This is a genomic window from Clostridium malenominatum, assembly GCF_039521365.1.
In the GTDB taxonomy this organism is placed as follows: Bacteria; Bacillota; Clostridia; order Clostridiales; family Clostridiaceae; genus Clostridium_AW; species Clostridium_AW malenominatum.
In genome coordinates this window covers 213033-229881 of sequence record NZ_BAAACF010000001.1, presented here as the reverse complement: position 1 = coordinate 229881, position 16849 = coordinate 213033, and the positions used below count along the sequence as shown (strand labels likewise).

Annotated in this window: 17 protein-coding genes; 1 reads left to right on the top strand and 16 read right to left on the bottom strand. The window is 33.3% G+C overall.

Translation table 11 applies throughout. The features are described from left to right. Positions 1 to 92: 92 nt before the first annotated feature. The 6 genes from ABDZ69_RS01175 to ABDZ69_RS01150 form a co-directional block, all read right to left on the bottom strand. Positions 93 to 455, bottom strand: a complete 363-nt coding sequence (locus tag ABDZ69_RS01175) for a DUF1667 domain-containing protein (protein WP_343765583.1) — start codon at positions 453 to 455, stop codon at positions 93 to 95. Between the two features lie 3 nt (positions 456 to 458). Then, a complete protein-coding gene (locus ABDZ69_RS01170; protein WP_343765580.1) occupies positions 459 to 1718 on the bottom strand; it encodes an NAD(P)/FAD-dependent oxidoreductase in 1260 nt (419 codons plus the stop codon). 15 nt (positions 1719 to 1733) lie between these two features. Next, positions 1734 to 3170 (bottom strand): NAD(P)/FAD-dependent oxidoreductase, encoded by a 1437-nt coding sequence (locus ABDZ69_RS01165; protein WP_343765578.1) that lies wholly within the window; start codon positions 3168 to 3170, stop codon positions 1734 to 1736. Between the two features lie 121 nt (positions 3171 to 3291). Next, positions 3292 to 4791 carry a glycerol kinase GlpK gene (gene glpK / locus ABDZ69_RS01160; protein WP_343765576.1) on the bottom strand — a complete coding sequence of 500 codons (1500 nt, stop codon included), beginning with the start codon at positions 4789 to 4791 and terminating at the stop codon, positions 3292 to 3294. Positions 4792 to 4836: 45 nt separating this feature from the next. Next, on the bottom strand, positions 4837 to 5541 hold the full coding sequence (locus ABDZ69_RS01155; protein ID WP_343765573.1) for an MIP/aquaporin family protein: 705 nt from the start codon (positions 5539 to 5541) through the stop codon (positions 4837 to 4839). A gap of 266 nt (positions 5542 to 5807) precedes the next feature. Continuing rightward, positions 5808 to 6383 (bottom strand): glycerol-3-phosphate responsive antiterminator, encoded by a 576-nt coding sequence (locus tag ABDZ69_RS01150; RefSeq protein ID WP_343765570.1) that lies wholly within the window; start codon positions 6381 to 6383, stop codon positions 5808 to 5810. A gap of 145 nt (positions 6384 to 6528) precedes the next feature. On the opposite strand from ABDZ69_RS01150, the gene ABDZ69_RS01145 reads away from it, so the two are divergent. Next, positions 6529 to 6855, top strand: coding sequence for a DUF1540 domain-containing protein (locus ABDZ69_RS01145; protein WP_343765568.1), 327 nt, complete (start codon positions 6529 to 6531; stop codon positions 6853 to 6855). Between the two features lie 58 nt (positions 6856 to 6913). Here the strand turns inward: ABDZ69_RS01145 and ABDZ69_RS01140 are convergent, their stop codons facing one another. The 10 genes from ABDZ69_RS01140 to ABDZ69_RS17090 all read right to left on the bottom strand — a co-directional run bounded on the left by ABDZ69_RS01140 (position 6914) and on the right by ABDZ69_RS17090 (position 16795). After that, entirely contained in the window at positions 6914 to 7459 is a 546-nt protein-coding gene (locus tag ABDZ69_RS01140; protein WP_343765565.1) for an NADH peroxidase, read from the bottom strand. A gap of 73 nt (positions 7460 to 7532) precedes the next feature. Continuing rightward, positions 7533 to 8834 (bottom strand): putative bifunctional diguanylate cyclase/phosphodiesterase, encoded by a 1302-nt coding sequence (locus tag ABDZ69_RS01135; RefSeq protein ID WP_343765562.1) that lies wholly within the window; start codon positions 8832 to 8834, stop codon positions 7533 to 7535. A 135-nt stretch (positions 8835 to 8969) separates the two neighbouring features. Continuing rightward, positions 8970 to 10283 carry a GGDEF domain-containing protein gene (locus ABDZ69_RS01130; RefSeq protein ID WP_343765559.1) on the bottom strand — a complete coding sequence of 438 codons (1314 nt, stop codon included), beginning with the start codon at positions 10281 to 10283 and terminating at the stop codon, positions 8970 to 8972. A 185-nt stretch (positions 10284 to 10468) separates the two neighbouring features. Beyond that, entirely contained in the window at positions 10469 to 11527 is a 1059-nt protein-coding gene (arsB, locus tag ABDZ69_RS01125) for an ACR3 family arsenite efflux transporter (protein ID WP_343765556.1), read from the bottom strand. A gap of 14 nt (positions 11528 to 11541) precedes the next feature. Continuing rightward, positions 11542 to 13179, bottom strand: coding sequence for an FAD-dependent oxidoreductase (locus ABDZ69_RS01120; RefSeq protein ID WP_343765553.1), 1638 nt, complete (start codon positions 13177 to 13179; stop codon positions 11542 to 11544). Next, positions 13176 to 14921: an arsenical pump-driving ATPase gene (gene arsA / locus ABDZ69_RS01115; RefSeq protein WP_343765550.1), complete on the bottom strand. Its 1746-nt coding sequence runs from the start codon at positions 14919 to 14921 to the stop codon at positions 13176 to 13178. The genes ABDZ69_RS01120 and arsA overlap by 4 nt, the downstream gene beginning before the upstream one ends. Positions 14922 to 14941: 20 nt before the next feature. Further along, on the bottom strand, positions 14942 to 15313 hold the full coding sequence (gene arsD / locus ABDZ69_RS01110; RefSeq protein WP_343765548.1) for an arsenite efflux transporter metallochaperone ArsD: 372 nt from the start codon (positions 15311 to 15313) through the stop codon (positions 14942 to 14944). A gap of 21 nt (positions 15314 to 15334) precedes the next feature. Then, positions 15335 to 15658, bottom strand: a complete 324-nt coding sequence (locus tag ABDZ69_RS01105; RefSeq protein ID WP_343765545.1) for an ArsR/SmtB family transcription factor — start codon at positions 15656 to 15658, stop codon at positions 15335 to 15337. Between the two features lie 203 nt (positions 15659 to 15861). Then, positions 15862 to 16386: a DUF2703 domain-containing protein gene (locus ABDZ69_RS01100; RefSeq protein WP_343765543.1), complete on the bottom strand. Its 525-nt coding sequence runs from the start codon at positions 16384 to 16386 to the stop codon at positions 15862 to 15864. Position 16387: 1 nt separating this feature from the next. Then, positions 16388 to 16795, bottom strand: coding sequence for a thioredoxin family protein (locus tag ABDZ69_RS17090; RefSeq protein ID WP_425544619.1), 408 nt, complete (start codon positions 16793 to 16795; stop codon positions 16388 to 16390). Positions 16796 to 16849: the final 54 nt, after the last annotated feature.

Below are 16849 nucleotides of genomic sequence, written 5' to 3'. Positions count from 1 at the left end.
CATATAAATTCTACCACATTTTACTTTATATTAACCATATTTCAAAAAATTTAAAGCCCATAGGCTAAACACCTATGGACTTTAAATCCTCACTACATATCTTTAGTGGCTATCAAATCAATATCTGTCCCTAATATATTCTCAACAATAACTTGTCCAACCTTTACTGGGGCCTCCAGAGCAAGAGAATTTATCACTTTCATACATTCAAAGATCTTATCTTTCGGAATTGCACCATTAGTTCTTACTGGAAGTCTTTTCAAATGAGCCTTTGTTATTTTGACAGTAGAGGTTAAAACTCTAGTGGGATTAGTGAGCTCCTTTATTCCATAATCGATTCCTCTATTACATGTGTTCCCCGTTACCTTATATCCTAAAGGTTCATTTTCATCCTCCGTTACAGTTAACCTGCAACCTATGGGGCACACAATGCAAACCATATCCCTTTTACTCATTTTTTACACCTCCTCTACACATATGGATATTTCTGATATTTTTCTTTCCTTTAGCAAACTTGATTTAATTTTTATATTTTCCATTTCCGCTGGAGCTAAATGAGGTTTTTTAATTTCCCTTATTACCTCATCATCCAACTTAATTACTAGCTTAACATCATTATAAACATTCTTCACTCTCATAAATAAGTGAACACTATCATCTATATTTTCTACTCTAATCCTTTGAGGAACTATATAGCTTATACCTTCTCCTGCTACTGTAGTTATTACATCTTCATCTTCCTTAAGCAAATTCTTAACAAATTTAGCAGCGCCCTTACCTGCTCTTCTACTTTCTTCAGTAACAAAATCCACTAAATCATGTACATGAACCACATTTCCGCAGGCAAAAATTCCTTTAATTGAAGTTTCCATAGACTCATTAACCACGGGACCTGAAGTAACCCTATGAATTTCTACATTAGCCTTTTCTGATAATTCATTTTCAGGAATTAACCCAACTGATAATAAAAGGGTGTCGCACTCATAATGCTTTTCTGTCCCCTTAATAGGTCTTCTATTTTCATCAACCTGAGCTATTACAACCCCTTCTACTCTATCTTTTCCTTCAACTTTCACCACGGTATGACTTAATAATAAGGGTATATTAAAATCCTCCAAACATTGAACTATATTCCTAGTAAGCCCACCTGAAAAAGGCATGAGTTCTGCCACAGCCTCCACCTCAGCTCCTTCCAATGTAAGTCTTCTAGCCATTATAAGGCCTATATCTCCAGAACCTAGTATTACTATCTTCTTTCCTACCATATACCCTTCCATGTTAATAAACCTTTGAGCCATACCTGCACTATAAACTCCTGCTGGCCTTGTTCCTGGAATATTTATAGCTCCCCTGGTTCTCTCTCTACATCCCATGGCAAGTATTACAGCCTTAGCCTGTATTTTAATAAAACCTTCTTCACCGTTTACCGTACTTATTACTTTATCTTCGGTAATATCTATTACCATAGTATCTAGCTTATAATCTATGCCCATTTCTTTTAATTCTTCAATAAATCTTCCTGCATATTCAGGGCCTGATAATTCTTCTTTAAAAATATGAAGACCAAAGCCGTTGTGGATACACTGTTGAAGTATTCCACCTAATTCCCTATCCCTTTCAATAATCAAAATACTATCTACACCATTTTTCTTACTTTCAATGGCCGCAGCAAGACCCGCTGGGCCTCCTCCTATGACTACAATATCATAACTAAGCATCTCATCACCTCCATATCACTCTTTGGTTTCACCTGTTATTATATAAGAGTTCTTATTGCCTTTAACTATGTCTTTTATATCTTTTCTAAGCTCTCTAGCTAAAATCTCCATAACCCTTGGGCCACAAAATCCCCCTTGGCACCTTCCCATACCAGGCCTTACCCTTCTTTTAACACCATCTACAGTGGTAGCTCCAACCTTTCTATGGATTGCATCTACAATTTCACCCTCTGTAATATTTTCACATCTACATATTACCCTTCCGTACCTTGGGTCTTTTTTTATTACCTCTGCCTTTTCTTCATCACTTAACTCATTAAATATTATAACTTCTCTTCTTACAGGGTTATAATCTTCTTTTTCCTCTAGGTCACCTGCTATTCCTTTAATGATTTCCACCACATACTCCGCAATGGCTGGAGAGGATGCTAGTCCTGGTGACTTAATACCGGCTACATTAATAAATCCTTTACTTTCCTTACATTCCTCTATTATGAAATCTCCCCCTGTGGCCTCAGCCCTAAGCCCCGCAAAGGAGGTTATCACCTTATTAAGAGGGAGATTTTCACAAGCTCTATTTGCACATTGTCTTATATAGTCCATTCCTTCTGCTGTAGTTTCCTTCACTTCCTTATTTTCTATATCCTCAGAATCTGGTCCTACTAAAGTATTTCCATGGACTGTTGGTGCAATTAAAACCCCTTTTCCCATGGAGGTAGGACATTGGAAAATAACTTTATTAACTATATTTCCTGAACTTTTGTCTAGTACATAATATTGCCCTCTTCTAGGGATAATCTTAAAGCTTTCTGGTGCCACCATATTGTTAATTTTATCTGCATAGACTCCTGCAGCGTTAACTACATATTTTGCTTTAACTTCTCCTTCATTAGTGATTATTTTATATATATCATCTTTCTTCTTTACATCCAATACTTCATTATTTAATCTTAATTCTACCCCGTTTTCAACTGCATTTTCTGCCAGTGCTATTGTTAATTCGTAAGGACTAACAATACCCGCTGTGGGTGCATGCAGTGCTCCTATTATGTTTTTACTTAAACTTGGATCCATTTGACGGGCCCTGTCTCCGTCTATTATCTCTATACCTGGAACATTAAGTGCTATGCCATTAGCATACAACTTGCCTAAAACCTTCATGTCCTCTTTATCAAAAGCTACTACCAAAGAGCCTATACGCTTAAAAGGTACAGAAAGTTCTTTGCACAACTTATCAAACATAGGATTGCTTAACACATTAAATTTAGCTTTATTGCTTCCTGCCTCCGCATCATATCCAGCATGTACAATGGCACTATTAGCCTTTGTGGTTCCATTTGCCACATCATTATCTTTTTCTAGTATTATTACTTTTAAATTAAATCGTGATAATTCTCTTCCTATAAAGGTACCAATAATACCTGCACCTATAATGGCTACATCATACACCATTAACCCTCCTCATCTAGTCTTTCACTAGCTTTAAAATGTAAAGGCATGCTAAGTAATCCTACTTTCTATAGGTTTTTTAGCATGCCTCTCCTTATCTCAAGCTTTTACTTCTAATATTGTATTATGCCTCTTCCCAATCCTGTGATCTTTCCACAGCCTTTTTCCAGCCTTTATATATCTTTTCTTTATAATCTTCTTCCATTTCAGGGCTGAATACTTTATCTACATTCCATTTTTCAGATATTTCTTCTACGTTATTCCAGAAACCTACTGCAAGTCCTGCAAGGTAAGCTGCACCTAGAGCTGTAGTTTCTATAACCTTAGGTCTATTAACTGGTACTCCTAAGATATCAGATTGGAACTGCATTAGGAAATTATTTGCAACCGCTCCACCGTCTACTTTTAACTCTTTAAGGTCAATTCCTGAATCCTCTTGCATAGCTTCTAATACGTCTCTAGTCTGGTAAGCAATAGCTTCAAGAGCTGCTCTAATTATATGACATCTATTTGCTCCTCTTGTAAGTCCTAGTATAGCGCCTCTTGCATACATATCCCAATATGGGGCTCCAAGTCCTACGAAAGCTGGAACCACATAAACACCATTAGTGTCCTTAACTTTCTTTGCAAAATATTCACTGTCAGAAGCTTCTACAACAAGTCTTAATTCATCTCTTAACCATTGAATAAGAGCTCCTGCTATAAATATACTTCCTTCTAAAGCATAATTAACCTTTCCATCAATACCCCAAGCTATAGTTGTAAGCAATCCATTTTTGGAAGGAACCATTTTTTCTCCAGTGTTCATAAGCATGAAGCAGCCTGTTCCATAAGTGTTTTTAGCCATTCCTTCACCATAGCAAGCCTGTCCAAATAGGGCTGCTTGTTGATCCCCAGCTATTCCCGCTATAGGAATTTGTGCTCCTCCAAAGGTATGTTCATCTGTTACTCCATATACTTCACTAGATGGTTTTACTTCTGGAAGCATGGATTTTGGGATATCTAATTCTTTTAATATTTTCTCATCCCAACATAAATCTTTTATGTTAAATATCATAGTTCTAGATGCGTTGGTGTAGTCGGTTACGTGAACCTTACCTCTTGTTAGATTCCATAATAACCAGGTGTCTATATTTCCAAATAAAAGTTCTCCCTTTTCTGCTTTCTCTCTAGCTCCTTCTACGTTGTCTAAAATCCATTTAATCTTAGTTCCTGAAAAATAAGCATCTACAACAAGTCCAGTACTCTCTTTTATATATTCTTCCAGGCCTCTTCTCTTTAAGTCATCACAAATGCTAGCAGTTCTTCTACATTGCCAAACAATTGCATTATATACAGGTTTACCTGTGTTCTTGTCCCAAACTACAGTAGTTTCTCTTTGATTTGTAATACCAATAGCTGCAACTTCTAATGGGCTAACTCCCATAGTTTCCAAAACTTCTCTAGCAACTCCCATTTGAGTTCCCCATATTTCCATTGGATCATGCTCTACCCAGCCTGCCTTTGGATATATTTGAGTAAATTCCTTTTGCGCAACCTTAACAATTTCTGCATTATGATTAAATAAAATAGCTCTTGAACTTGTAGTTCCTTGGTCAAAAGACAGTATATATTTCTTTTCCATGATATTTCCCCCCAATTTTTCTAACTTATATACGGACTATTATTATTAAAATACAATGTTAAATAGTAAAGCTCCTATTAATGCACCTACTATTGGGGCAACTACTGGTACCCATGAATATCCCCAATCGGAGTCGCCTTTTCCAGCTATAGGTAATATAGCGTGAGCAATTCTAGGTCCTAAATCCCTTGCAGGGTTCATTGCGTACCCAGTTGGTCCACCATAAGCTAGTCCAAGTGCTAAAATTAATAAACCTACTACTAACGGTGATATTCCATCTGCTGCCTTAGGTATTCCTATTCCTAATACAGTGAAAACCAATATAAACGTAGCAATTACTTCAGTCAAGAAGTTAGCTGGTAAATTTCTTATAGCTGGTCCAGTGCAAAATATCCCCAATTTTGCTGATTTATCTTCAGTTTCAGCCCAGTGTGGTAAGTAAGCAAGCCACACTAGCGTTGCCCCTATCATTGCACCTAAGAATTGAGCAATGATATAGCCCGGTACCTGAGACCAAGAGAATTTTCCAATAACAGCTAGCGCAATAGTTAAAGCTGGATTTAAATGAGCTCCACTTATACCACCAAAAATAAATGCAGGAATTGCAACACCAATGGCCCAGGCAGTTGTAATAACTATCCAACCTGAATTTTGTGATTTACTTTTGTTTAAAAGAACTCCAGCAACTACACCATCCCCAAATAGTATTAGTATCATTGTACCTAATAGTTCGGCCGTAAAACTTGACATTATTTATTCCCCCTTAGATTAATTTTATAAAATTCTAGAAGACTTTTCTAGAAAAATATACGTTTACATTCACATGCTCTTCTTGGGATACTTTAAAAAATAAACTAAAAAGCCATACTAAAATAAACTTACTTTATATAAGTTCTTATAGTATGGCTCTCATTTCTCTGGCCTTAAATATTAAATTTACGAAATTTACTAAATATTCTATCTTGTATTGATTTTACCATATCCTCAAATAGCTTGTCAACTTATTTATTAATAAATTATACATACCATATTTCCTTTTTGCTTGTTGAAATGCCTACTGCACCATATTTTAAGTTTTGTATTACATCCTCTTTATCCATTATTAATCCACCAGTTATAATGGGAATACTAGTTTCATGATATATTTTTTCTGTAATTTTAGGCATAATACCTGGCAAAATTTCAACGGCATCTGGTTTAGTTACTTTTATCGACTCAATTCCCGAATCTAAAGATAGAGAGTCTATCATGAATAGCCTTTGTATGGTAAATAACCCCATATCTTTAGCTGGACGTATAAAACTACTCTTTGTAGTAATTATTCCATCTAAATTAGTCTTTTGATTAATATATCTTAAAGTGGTTAAATTCCTAGAAAATCCATCTAGCAAGTCTATATGTACATATATACTTTTTTCATTTTCTTTAACCTTTTTTACTATTTGTTCAAGATTAAAAATGTCACCTGTTAAAAGAAATATTATTTCACAAGGAGATTCTATGGCCTCCTCTAGTTTTTCTATATTGTTTACCGCAGCAATAACAGGACTTATTTGTATTTTGCTTAAAAATTCATCTTTCAATACATTCACCTCTTTAATCTAACAGTTATTCCCATATTATTATATATAACTAAATAATGCAATATATGACTAAATTATTTTTTAATGTGTTATATATATTTAATCTCCATATTGGTTAAACTTATTATGTAAATATTAAAGGAGGTTTTAAGTTATGGAAAGAATTAGTTGTGATGTTTTAAATTGTTCTCACAATAAAGAAGCTGCTTGCTACGCTAATGTTATTAATGTAGGTGGTCTTAAAGCTAAAAATTCTTCTCACACTTCATGTGGTTCTTTTTTAGATTCAGCTCACTACGGCACCCTTACAAATAACGCTAATAATCCTGGTTCTCCTTGTTCTGCAATTACTTGTAATGTACAAAATTGCATTTATAACTCAGATAAGCTATGTAATGCAGAATCTATAAAAGTTACTGGAGATGATGTGCAAGTATATACTCAAGCTAATTGCTCAACCTTTGAACCTAAACAGTATTAATCTAATAGAAAAAGGGTTTCTTTATAAACTAAAGGAACCCTTTCCATTTTTCATTCTTTTATTTATTAAAATATCTCTCAAGTAAACCCTTAAAGGCCTTTCCATGTCGTGCTTCATCCTTACACATTTCATGCACTGTATCGTGAATAGCATCAAGATTTTTTTGCTTTGCTAAAGTAGCAAGCTCTTTCTTTCCTGCGCATGCTCCATATTCAGCTTCAACCCTTGCTTTTAAGTTTTCTTGAGTATTAGGTTTTACCACCTCGCCTAAAAGCTCTGCAAACTTTGCTGCGTGTTCCGCTTCTTCATAGGCGATTCTTGTATAAGCTTCTGCAACCTCTGGATATCCTTCTCTGTCTGCCTGTCTTGCCATAGCAAGATACATTCCAACTTCGGTACATTCACCTAAGAAGTTTGCTCTTAATCCTTCTATAACTTCACTATCTAATCCTTCAGCTATGCCTATTCTATGTTCATCTGCCCAATTTAAATCGTCTGTGGCTTCTTTAAATTTGCTAGCATCAGCCTTACAAATAGGACATTTCTCTGGTGGAGCATCTCCTTCATGGATATACCCGCATATTGTACAAACAAATTTCTTCATAGTCATTCTCCTCTATCAATATATTTTCATCAATATATCTTTGCCTTTTATACCTTATTTTATTTATGAATTTTTATATTATTTTTCCACTAGAGAATAACTTTTCAATTTCTTCTGGAGGTACAGCCTTACTAAATAAATATCCTTGACCAACCTGACATCCATCCTCTTTTAAAAAAGTAGCTTGTTCCATGGTCTCAACACCCTCTGCGATAACTTGAAGTTTTAAATTATGGGCAAGCTTTATAACTGACTTTACAATAAATTCTTCTTCGTTGTTATTTATAATACTTTGTATAAATTCTCTATCAATTTTCAATACATTTATAGGGAGCTTCTTCAAATAGGTTAAGGAAGAATAGCCTGTTCCAAAGTCATCTAGGGCAATACTTACACCTATTCCTCTTAATTGTTCAATAATTTTTATTACAGAATCTAAATCATATATTATAGCCGTTTCTGTAATTTCAATTTCCAGCTCACTATACTCTAAGCCACATTCATTTAAGGTATTTTTTAAAATTCCAACAAAATCTTCCTGTACTAACATTTTGCTAGATATGTTTACTGATATTTTCCCAAAGTTATATCCCTTTTCATTCCATAGCTTCTTTTGCTTACAAGCAGTTTCAATAACCCATTGATCTATTTGTCTTATGTATCCTACTTCCTCTGCCAAGGGAATAAATTGATCTGGAGGAATATGTCCTTTCTTTGGATGAAACCATCTTATCAATGCTTCCATACCTTTTATTTTTCCCGTTTGAAGTTCTATTTGTGGTTGATAGTATAAAGTAAACTCTTTATTTTCAATGGCAATTCTTAAACTGTTTATCATGCTTATTCTTTTTAAGGTTTTTTCCTGCATATTAAAATCGTAAAACTCATATCCATCTTTACCTCTAGATTTCACATGATGAACTGAAGCATCTACATTCTTATACAAACTCTCTAAGTCTCTGCCGTCTTCTGGATAAACTGCAATGCCCATACTTACAGTTATAAAAAACTCATTACCTTCAAAATTCCACGGTTTTTTTATTTCCATTAAAAAATCTTCTACGTCTTTAATAATAAGATCTTTATCTATAATTTTCTTTAATACAATAACAAACTCATCGCCACTTAATCTAGCACAAAAATTAGGTGGCTTAACAAAGGTGTTAATAATATTTACAATATGTTTTAATAACTCATCGCCAATTTTGTGACCTAGTATTTCATTTACATTTTTAAAATCATCAATATCAAAATAAAGCAGCGCCATCTTCTCTCCAGATTCTTCTGCCTCCTTTAACATCTTGCTTACCTTCTTCTCAAAAAAAGCTCTATTAGGAAGCTTTGTCAAAGTATCATAATAAGCCAATCTATACAACCTGTCCTCCATTACTTTACGCTCTAAAATATCCCTTTTACAATATTTCAAAAATAAAATCAGTAATAATATTAACAATACTACTATTATGCAAATAAGAATAATCTCCATACATTTCATCCCCTTGTGTACTAATTATACTTGGATTTTGTCGTAAATAACTGCCTTGTTTTTTCCAACCTTTTTTGCTTCATATAATGCTGTGTCCGCGTAGTGGATTAAATCTTCTATGGAAATTCTGTTATTTGGAAGAATGCTTACCCCACCGATACTTACCGTCTGATAATTATTAATTAGTGAATATTCATGTTTAATATTTATTTCCTTCATTCCTTGAATTATCTCATTAGCTAGCTTTTCAGTTTTCTCTTTATTTAAACTTGGCAGTAAAATCATAAATTCATCTCCGCCGTATCTTCCAACTATTCCTCTATATGCTTCTGTTTTTTCATTGAGAAGCAATGAAATTTTTCTTAAATTTTCATCTCCTGCCAAATGGCCGTAATTATCGTTATATTGTTTAAAAAAATCTAAATCTATAAAAAGTAAAGACATGATTTTCTTATCTTTAATACTCTTGCCCCACTCTGTTTCAAGTATCTCCATAAATGAACATCTATTTAAGGTTGATGTTAACCAATCGGTGCACGAGATTATAATTTTTTCTTTCATTTCCTTATCCACTTTTTTAAGTCTAACAGAAAGGTAAATAGTCAGTAATCCAATTAAAATATTAGTAAGGACAAATCCAATTATTATGTACAAATTATTTCTTATTAGGGATGAATATTTACTCATGTAAAGATCTACCCCTACTATACCTATATATTTTCCGTCCCTTAAATAAACAGGTGCATATCCTGTCAAGTAATTCCCCCATGGGCTACTAGAAACAAAATATCCTGGTTTCTCACTTTTATATGCAATAGTAGTGTCCTCGTCCATTACAGTATATCTATCTTTATCCGTATACCATTCCCAATTAGTATCTTCTAATCTTACATCATAACTGGCAACCCCATCTAATAGGTAAGTAGCGTTCAATAGCGTGCCTAATGGCATACCATAAATTTCTTCTTCCCCGTTTTCTACTTTATATTTAGCCTTAGAGTCTGGAATATTTGATAAAATATATATATACTTGATATCTGAATAACTCATTATATTTCTTGTCATTTGTTCAAATTCAATATTTACAGAATCATTCAGCAGTTCACGGAAATTCAGTGAAAGAAGCCTATTATACTCCCTCTCATCCACGTCAAATCTCTCAGCTAAATCTACTGCCACTATCATAGCCTTGTTGCCTAGCTCTCTCTTAATACTTTCAGAAGTTTTATTATGAGAAAAAACTACTAATGCAAGAAGAGAAGAAAACCAAAGGAGTATTAGTACCTTAATAACTATTTTATATGGACACACCTTTTTTAAATAAGATTTTTCAATCATAAAGCTCTCCCCTTTTATTGCGTTAACTCACCCCAAATTAAGCTTTATATTTTATTTTATTATATATTAAATATGTAATTTTTGCTATAAATCTTTGTCAAAATAAATCGAAATGAGTAATATTAAATAAAACGCAAAATCCCCATACATAGTGCATGGGGTATTGAAATTTTTATATTTATACTTTATTGTTCTTTAAACCATTCTCTAGTATTATTTGCTATTTTAACTAGAGTAAGCATTACTGGTACCTCCACTAGTACCCCAACCACTGTTGCAAGAGCTGCACCTGATGTTAATCCAAATAGTGCAATGGCAACTGCTACTGAAAGTTCAAAGAAGTTGCTTGCTCCAATCATACCTGCTGGTGCAGCAATATTATGTGGTAGTTTCCATAATTTTGCCCATCCATAAGCAATGGCAAATATTAAGAAAGTTTGTATGGTTAAAGGTATTGCTATAAGAAGAATATGCAGTGGATTGTTTAGTATAATCTCACCTTGGAATGAAAATATAATAACTAATGTTAATAGCAATCCCATAATTGTCACATTATCAAACTTCTTTAAAAATACATTATTAAAGTAGTCTAATCCTCTGTTTTTTACAATAGCATTTCTTGTTAAAAATCCCGATCCTAGTGGTATAACTACAAAAAGTATAGTTGAAAGTATTAGTGTACCGTAGGATAGAGGAACATCACTTACTCCTAATAAAAATGCTACTATTGGAGTAAAGGCAATAAGAATAATCAAATCATTAACTGCTACTTGAACTAAAGTATATGCAGGATCCCCTTTTGTTAAATAACTCCATACAAATACCATGGCTGTACATGGAGCTGCTCCAAGTAGTACTGCTCCTGCTAAATACTGGGTGGCAAGATTTGCTGGTATAAAAGCTTTAAATACAACCTTGAAGAAGAATGCTGCTATAGCATACATAGTAAATGGTTTTATAAGCCAGTTAGTCACACAGGTAACTACCAGTCCTTTTGGCTTTTTTGTAGCAGTAACAATACTAGAAAAATCTATTTTAAGCATCATTGGATATATCATAAGCCATATTAGTATCGCTACAGGTAGTGAAACATTATAATATTCAAATTTATTAAGGGTTTGTGGTATAACAGGTATAAATTTACCAATAAGTATTCCCACCACAATACAAAGTGCAACCCAAAGAGTTAAATATCTTTCAAATACTCCTAACCCTTTCCCTTTAACTTCTTTACTTTCTGACATTTTAAAATCCCCCTCTATTTCTTTGTCTCCTTATAAAACTTATGTCCTCCTGAAAGGTTGTAAACCTTCTTAAATCCATGGTTAATCAATATATTTTGCGCTGCGTTTCCTGTTACTCCCTTATTACAGTAAGTGATTGTTAAAACATCCTTATCTAAGTTTATTAACTCTTCTCTTAAATTACTATGAGGAATGCTAACTGCTGTATCCACATGAGATTCATTGTATTGTTTATTTTCCCTAGCATCAATAATTTGTATTTTTTCACCGTTAGCTATCAATCTTTGAGCTTCTACTGATGTTATAATTGGCCTATGATTATTTAAGGCATTGTCTAATATCATTCCTGTATAGTGAACGGGATCTTTAGTTGTTGAAAACGGTGGAGCATAGGCTAGATCTAAATGGAAAAGTTCCTCCACTTTTGCACCATAAGTAATTAAAGTGGCAAATACATCTATCCTCTTATCTACACCTTCATACCCAACAATTTGTACTCCTAATAGCTTTTGAGTTTTCTTATCTGCAATAGCTTTTATGACCATTTCTCTGCCATGAAAATAATCTGGTTTATCTGGTTTAATATTATGGCAAGTTACTATATCATATCCTTCTGCTATAGCTTCCCTTTCAGATAAACCTGTAATTGCAATAGTCATATCAAAGAGCTTAAATATTCCAGTACTTAAGTTACCTCTATATTCTAAAGTACCACCAGTAAGCACATCTCCCGCTATTCTTCCTGTCTTATTTGCTGTGGAACCTAGAGGTCTATATACCTGTTTCATGGTGATTAAAGAAAAAGTTTCAATACAGTCACCACAAGCATAAATATCTCTGATATTTGTTTCCATCCTGTTATTAACCTTTATTGCTCCAGTAATTCCAAGCTCTACTCCTGCTTCTTTAGCAAGTCCCACATTAGGTCTTACTCCAGTGGCCATAATAACCATATTGCTTTCTATTTCTTTTCCATCTTCTAAAATCACCTTATTTTCATAAATTTCGACAATACTAGTGTTCTTCATAATGGCAATATTCTTTTTAGTTAAAGCATTTTCTAAAAACATTGCCATATCTTCATCGAGATTTGGTGTTATTTTGCTTTGCTTTTCTACAATAGTAACATTTATTCCATATTCCATTAGATTTTCAAGCATTTCAAAACCAATAAATCCTGTCCCTGCAATTACTGCATGTTTTGGTTTTCTTTCATCTATGAAATTTTTAATATTTCTAGCACTTTGAACATTTCTTAAAAAAAATACATTAGGGTCGTTTATCCCTTTTACATTAGGTATAAAAGGAGTAGCACCTGTTGCAATAACTAGCTTGTCATATCTATCCTTAAATACTTCACCTGTACTTAGATTCTTAATGGATAATTCTTTCTTCTCTGTATCTATCTTTAACACTTCATAGCCAATAAAAACATCAATATTGTATTTCTTTTTAAAGAATATAGGATCTCTTGGTGTGAGTTCTCCAATATCCCCTACTTCTCCACCTATATAATAAGGAAGCCCACAACCTGAATAGGAAATATCCTTATCCTTTTCGTATATTACTATTTCTGCCTTATCATCATTTCTTCTAGCCTTTGCAGCGGCTGATGTTCCCGATGCTACGGCACCTATCACTAGTATTCTCATTTTATCAACTCCTCAAGTTTCTCACCTTTTACTTCTTCTGGAATCCATTCTATAACTGCAAAATTCCCTTTGGATATTTCATTTACTTTGTTAATCCACTCCACTTCATTACTTGCCTTTACCTTCAAAATATCATTTGTGGTATTAGCTGCATAGAAGCTTGAATTGATAACCCACCACTTGCTATGAATATCAGCTCTATTTAAATCTTCCTGTAACCTTAAGGCTTCATGAACTGGTGTAGTTTCTGCAATAGTTACAATAATAACCTCTGTATCCTCTTCATTTCTAAGTTTAGGTAAAAGCTTCTTAACTGATTCTGGAATATCCCCTTGAGAACGCTGAATTTCTTTATGATAGCTTTGAGTAGAATCCAGTAGTAACAACGTATGTCCTGTTGGTGCTGTATCAATAACTACAATCTCCTTTTCTGACCTATCAACTATTTCAGCAAAAGCTCTAAATACTGCTATCTCTTGAGTACAAGGAGATCTTAAATCTTCTTCAACATAAGCAATATCATCATCACTCATGGTTTCCCTGGCTTTACTTAATACTTCTTCCTTATATCTTTCTAATTCTCTCTTTTCATCAATGCTGCTTAAAGTAATACCATAACTCTCATCTAATACAAACTTTAAATGAGCTGCTGGGTCCGTAGTTGTTAAATGTACTTTCTTTCCTTTTTTAGCAAGTCCTAAAGCAATAGCAGCAGCTATGGTAGTTTTACCTACTCCACCTTTCCCCATGGTAAATATTACTTTTTTGTTTCTAGTATATAAATCTTCTATAACATTATTTAATTTAGGTATATTATGAGTATTTAATTTTTCACTATTATATTTAACATTGTTATCATTTAAAAATGCTCTTACGTTTTCTAGTCCTGTCACATTATAAGGTCTTAGAGGTATTTTAAAGGTTTCAAGCGACTTAATCCCTTCTGGTATATTCTTTAATGCATTTTGTTGTTTTTCATAAATAGCATTAGAAAGATAGTCATCATGTTCTTCAAGAACACCATTAATTATTAAAACTTGATTATTTACCCCTATATCTTGAAGTTCTTTAGATGCTCTTTCCGCTTCTTTAAGCGGTGATGGTTCAGGGCGAGATACAAGTATAAGTGTAGTTTTTTCCTTATCCGCTAAGTTTTCCACTGCATTTTTATAAACTTCTTTTTTACTTTCAAGTCCTGAAAGCTGACCGAGGCAAGATGCTCCGTGGGTACTTTCACTAATAAAATTACTCCAGGCTGATGGCAGTTGTAGCATTCTTAAAGTATGTCCTGTGGGTGCTGTATCAAATATTATATGGTCAAAATCCTTTTGAACCTTATCATCAGTTATAAAGGTAGAAAACTCATTAAAAGCAGCTATTTCAACAGTACATGAACCCGAGAGTTGTTCCTCCATGTTTTTTAGAACCACTTCTGGTAATTTACCACGAAATGGAGCTATTACACTTTCTTTATACTCAGCAGCTGCTTCCTCTGGGTCAAAATTAGCAACCACAAGGTTTGGTACGTCCTTAATTTGAACCCCTTTATTATTAAGCTCAGTATTAAAAACATCCTGTAGGTTTGAAGCTGGATCTGTGCTAATAAGCATAATTTTCTTACCTACATCAGCTAAAGCCACTGCTGTGGCACAGGCTGTTGATGTTTTACCTACTCCACCTTTTCCCGTAAAAAACAAATATTTTGTTAATTTTATCTCTGTTACATTAAAATTTTTGAACATTATAATCCCTCTTTTCTATATTAACAACATCCACCAGTACATCCGCAGCCTTTAGATGGTTTTTTTATAGTGAGCTTTAGATAATCTTCAGGTACATCTAATAAATTGCAAAACTCTTCATTTGTTGGATAAGCTTTTGTTTTTACTATCTTACCATCTACGATGGTTACTGGTAGAACATCTACCCCCTCAGTATTTAATAACTCGTTGATAACCTTATTATCAACAAAAGCCTGAGGATTGCTTGTTAAATTATGTCTTTCAACAATAATTCCTTTGTTTTTTAAATTATTTAATACAGTAGATACTCTTAAAAGCTCTGGATCAACTCCTGGTCCACAAACTCCTGTAGAACAACACATAGCTGGGTCAAAAATAATCATTTTTTTCATAAAATCCATCTCCTTATTTTTTTATTTACATTCACATTTAGATTTATTTTTACATATACATTCATCTGTATCTGTTACAAGATTCATAATAAATAAAATTAATTTATTACAATTAGCGCTGTTTAAAGAATAATAACTCCACAATCCTTCTTTTCTACAATCTACAATACCACAATCCATTAACACCTTCATGTGATGTGATAGCGTAGGCTGAGTAAAATCAAAATGTTCTAAAATATCACAGGCACACTTTTCTCCACAAGATAGAATATCAATTATTTTTAGTCTATTGCTATCTGAAAGTGCCTTAATAATCTTTGCATTATCTTCATAATTTAAGTTCACATAATCACCCCTATATAGACATTTATCTATATATAATATATATCATCATCTATATATAGTCAATGCACTTATTATAAATTAACTTAGAATTAACTTATACATATATTCTTCTCTATATATGGTATTTTATTCATTATATTATTAAATGTTCCTTATTATTAAAAAAAGGTTAGGGTGATTAACTATCATCCTAACCGAAATATTTATTTATTGTTTAATCCATCAAAAAATACCTGCAAATCATAAGGTAATACATATTCACCCTTTTTAACAGTATCTGCTTTTCTATCTCCGTAAACTTCTTTAAGAATAGCATTAATTATCATTTCTTTAGGTGGCTCATTATATTCAACACCTTCATGCATCCAAATCCTACAATCCACATCATCACCACATAGATCTCCACATTCCTTACATGATGATTCTTTAACTTCTAATTCAATATCATTACCGTTTATTCTAATAGTAGGAGAACTTAAAAATTCATATTTTATAGCAAGTTCCTTTGAGATTACATTAATCTTATTTACTATTATCTCAAAACCTGCCGCCTTTAATACTCCTGATACTTCATCAATAGCCTTATCAAGGTTATTCTCTGCTCCTTGGCATCTTTCACAAACACTCAAGTCAAGATACAGAAAGTCAATGGTGATTATCTTTTTTTCTGCCCTTGGTGAACAGCAACTATTGTTACTTGAACAACAACTTGAGGAATCGCTACCCATATTATTTCGCCACCTTTTCGAGAATTTTAACAATCTCATTAGGTTTTAATACCTTACCAAAGGACACTACCTTTTCATCAACAACAAGAGCTGGTGTTGACATTACTCCATAAGCTGTGATATCTGCAAAATCAGTAACCTTTTCTATATTTGCTTCCAATCCCATTTGCAGTAGTGCAAACTTAGTGTTTTCTGCAAGGGTAACACAACTTTTACAACCGGAACCTAAAATTTTAATGTTTATAGCGCCCTCAATTATAGGTGTGTTTTCTTCATTGGTTTCGCAATTTCCTCCTTCACATTCACAACCGCAACTTTCTTTCACTTCTGTAACACTCTCTGTATTGCAGCAGCCACTAGATTTTTTTCTACCAAATAAATTTCCAAATAAACTTTTTTTCTCACTCATAATATTTACCTCCTAAAAAATTTAATATTTTAACAAGCGGGCTAAACCCTTAGA

Excerpts from the sequence above, each read along its gene's own strand:
- ABDZ69_RS01175 (WP_343765583.1), bottom strand. The coding sequence starts at position 455 with ATGAGTAAAAGGGATATGGTTTGCATTGTGTGCCCCATAGGTTGCAGG.
- ABDZ69_RS01170 (WP_343765580.1), bottom strand. The coding sequence starts at position 1,718 with ATGCTTAGTTATGATATTGTAGTCATAGGAGGAGGCCCAGCGGGTCTT.
- ABDZ69_RS01165 (WP_343765578.1), bottom strand. The coding sequence starts at position 3,170 with ATGGTGTATGATGTAGCCATTATAGGTGCAGGTATTATTGGTACCTTT.
- glpK (WP_343765576.1), bottom strand. The coding sequence starts at position 4,791 with ATGGAAAAGAAATATATACTGTCTTTTGACCAAGGAACTACAAGTTCA.
- ABDZ69_RS01155 (WP_343765573.1), bottom strand. The coding sequence starts at position 5,541 with ATGTCAAGTTTTACGGCCGAACTATTAGGTACAATGATACTAATACTA.
- ABDZ69_RS01145 (WP_343765568.1), top strand. The coding sequence starts at position 6,529 with ATGGAAAGAATTAGTTGTGATGTTTTAAATTGTTCTCACAATAAAGAA.
- ABDZ69_RS01140 (WP_343765565.1), bottom strand. The coding sequence starts at position 7,459 with ATGAAGAAATTTGTTTGTACAATATGCGGGTATATCCATGAAGGAGAT.
- ABDZ69_RS01130 (WP_343765559.1), bottom strand. The coding sequence starts at position 10,283 with ATGATTGAAAAATCTTATTTAAAAAAGGTGTGTCCATATAAAATAGTT.
- arsB (WP_343765556.1), bottom strand. The coding sequence starts at position 11,527 with ATGTCAGAAAGTAAAGAAGTTAAAGGGAAAGGGTTAGGAGTATTTGAA.
- ABDZ69_RS01120 (WP_343765553.1), bottom strand. The coding sequence starts at position 13,179 with ATGAGAATACTAGTGATAGGTGCCGTAGCATCGGGAACATCAGCCGCT.
- arsA (WP_343765550.1), bottom strand. The coding sequence starts at position 14,921 with ATGTTCAAAAATTTTAATGTAACAGAGATAAAATTAACAAAATATTTG.
- arsD (WP_343765548.1), bottom strand. The coding sequence starts at position 15,313 with ATGAAAAAAATGATTATTTTTGACCCAGCTATGTGTTGTTCTACAGGA.
- ABDZ69_RS01100 (WP_343765543.1), bottom strand. The coding sequence starts at position 16,386 with ATGGGTAGCGATTCCTCAAGTTGTTGTTCAAGTAACAATAGTTGCTGT.
- ABDZ69_RS17090 (WP_425544619.1), bottom strand. The coding sequence starts at position 16,795 with ATGAGTGAGAAAAAAAGTTTATTTGGAAATTTATTTGGTAGAAAAAAA.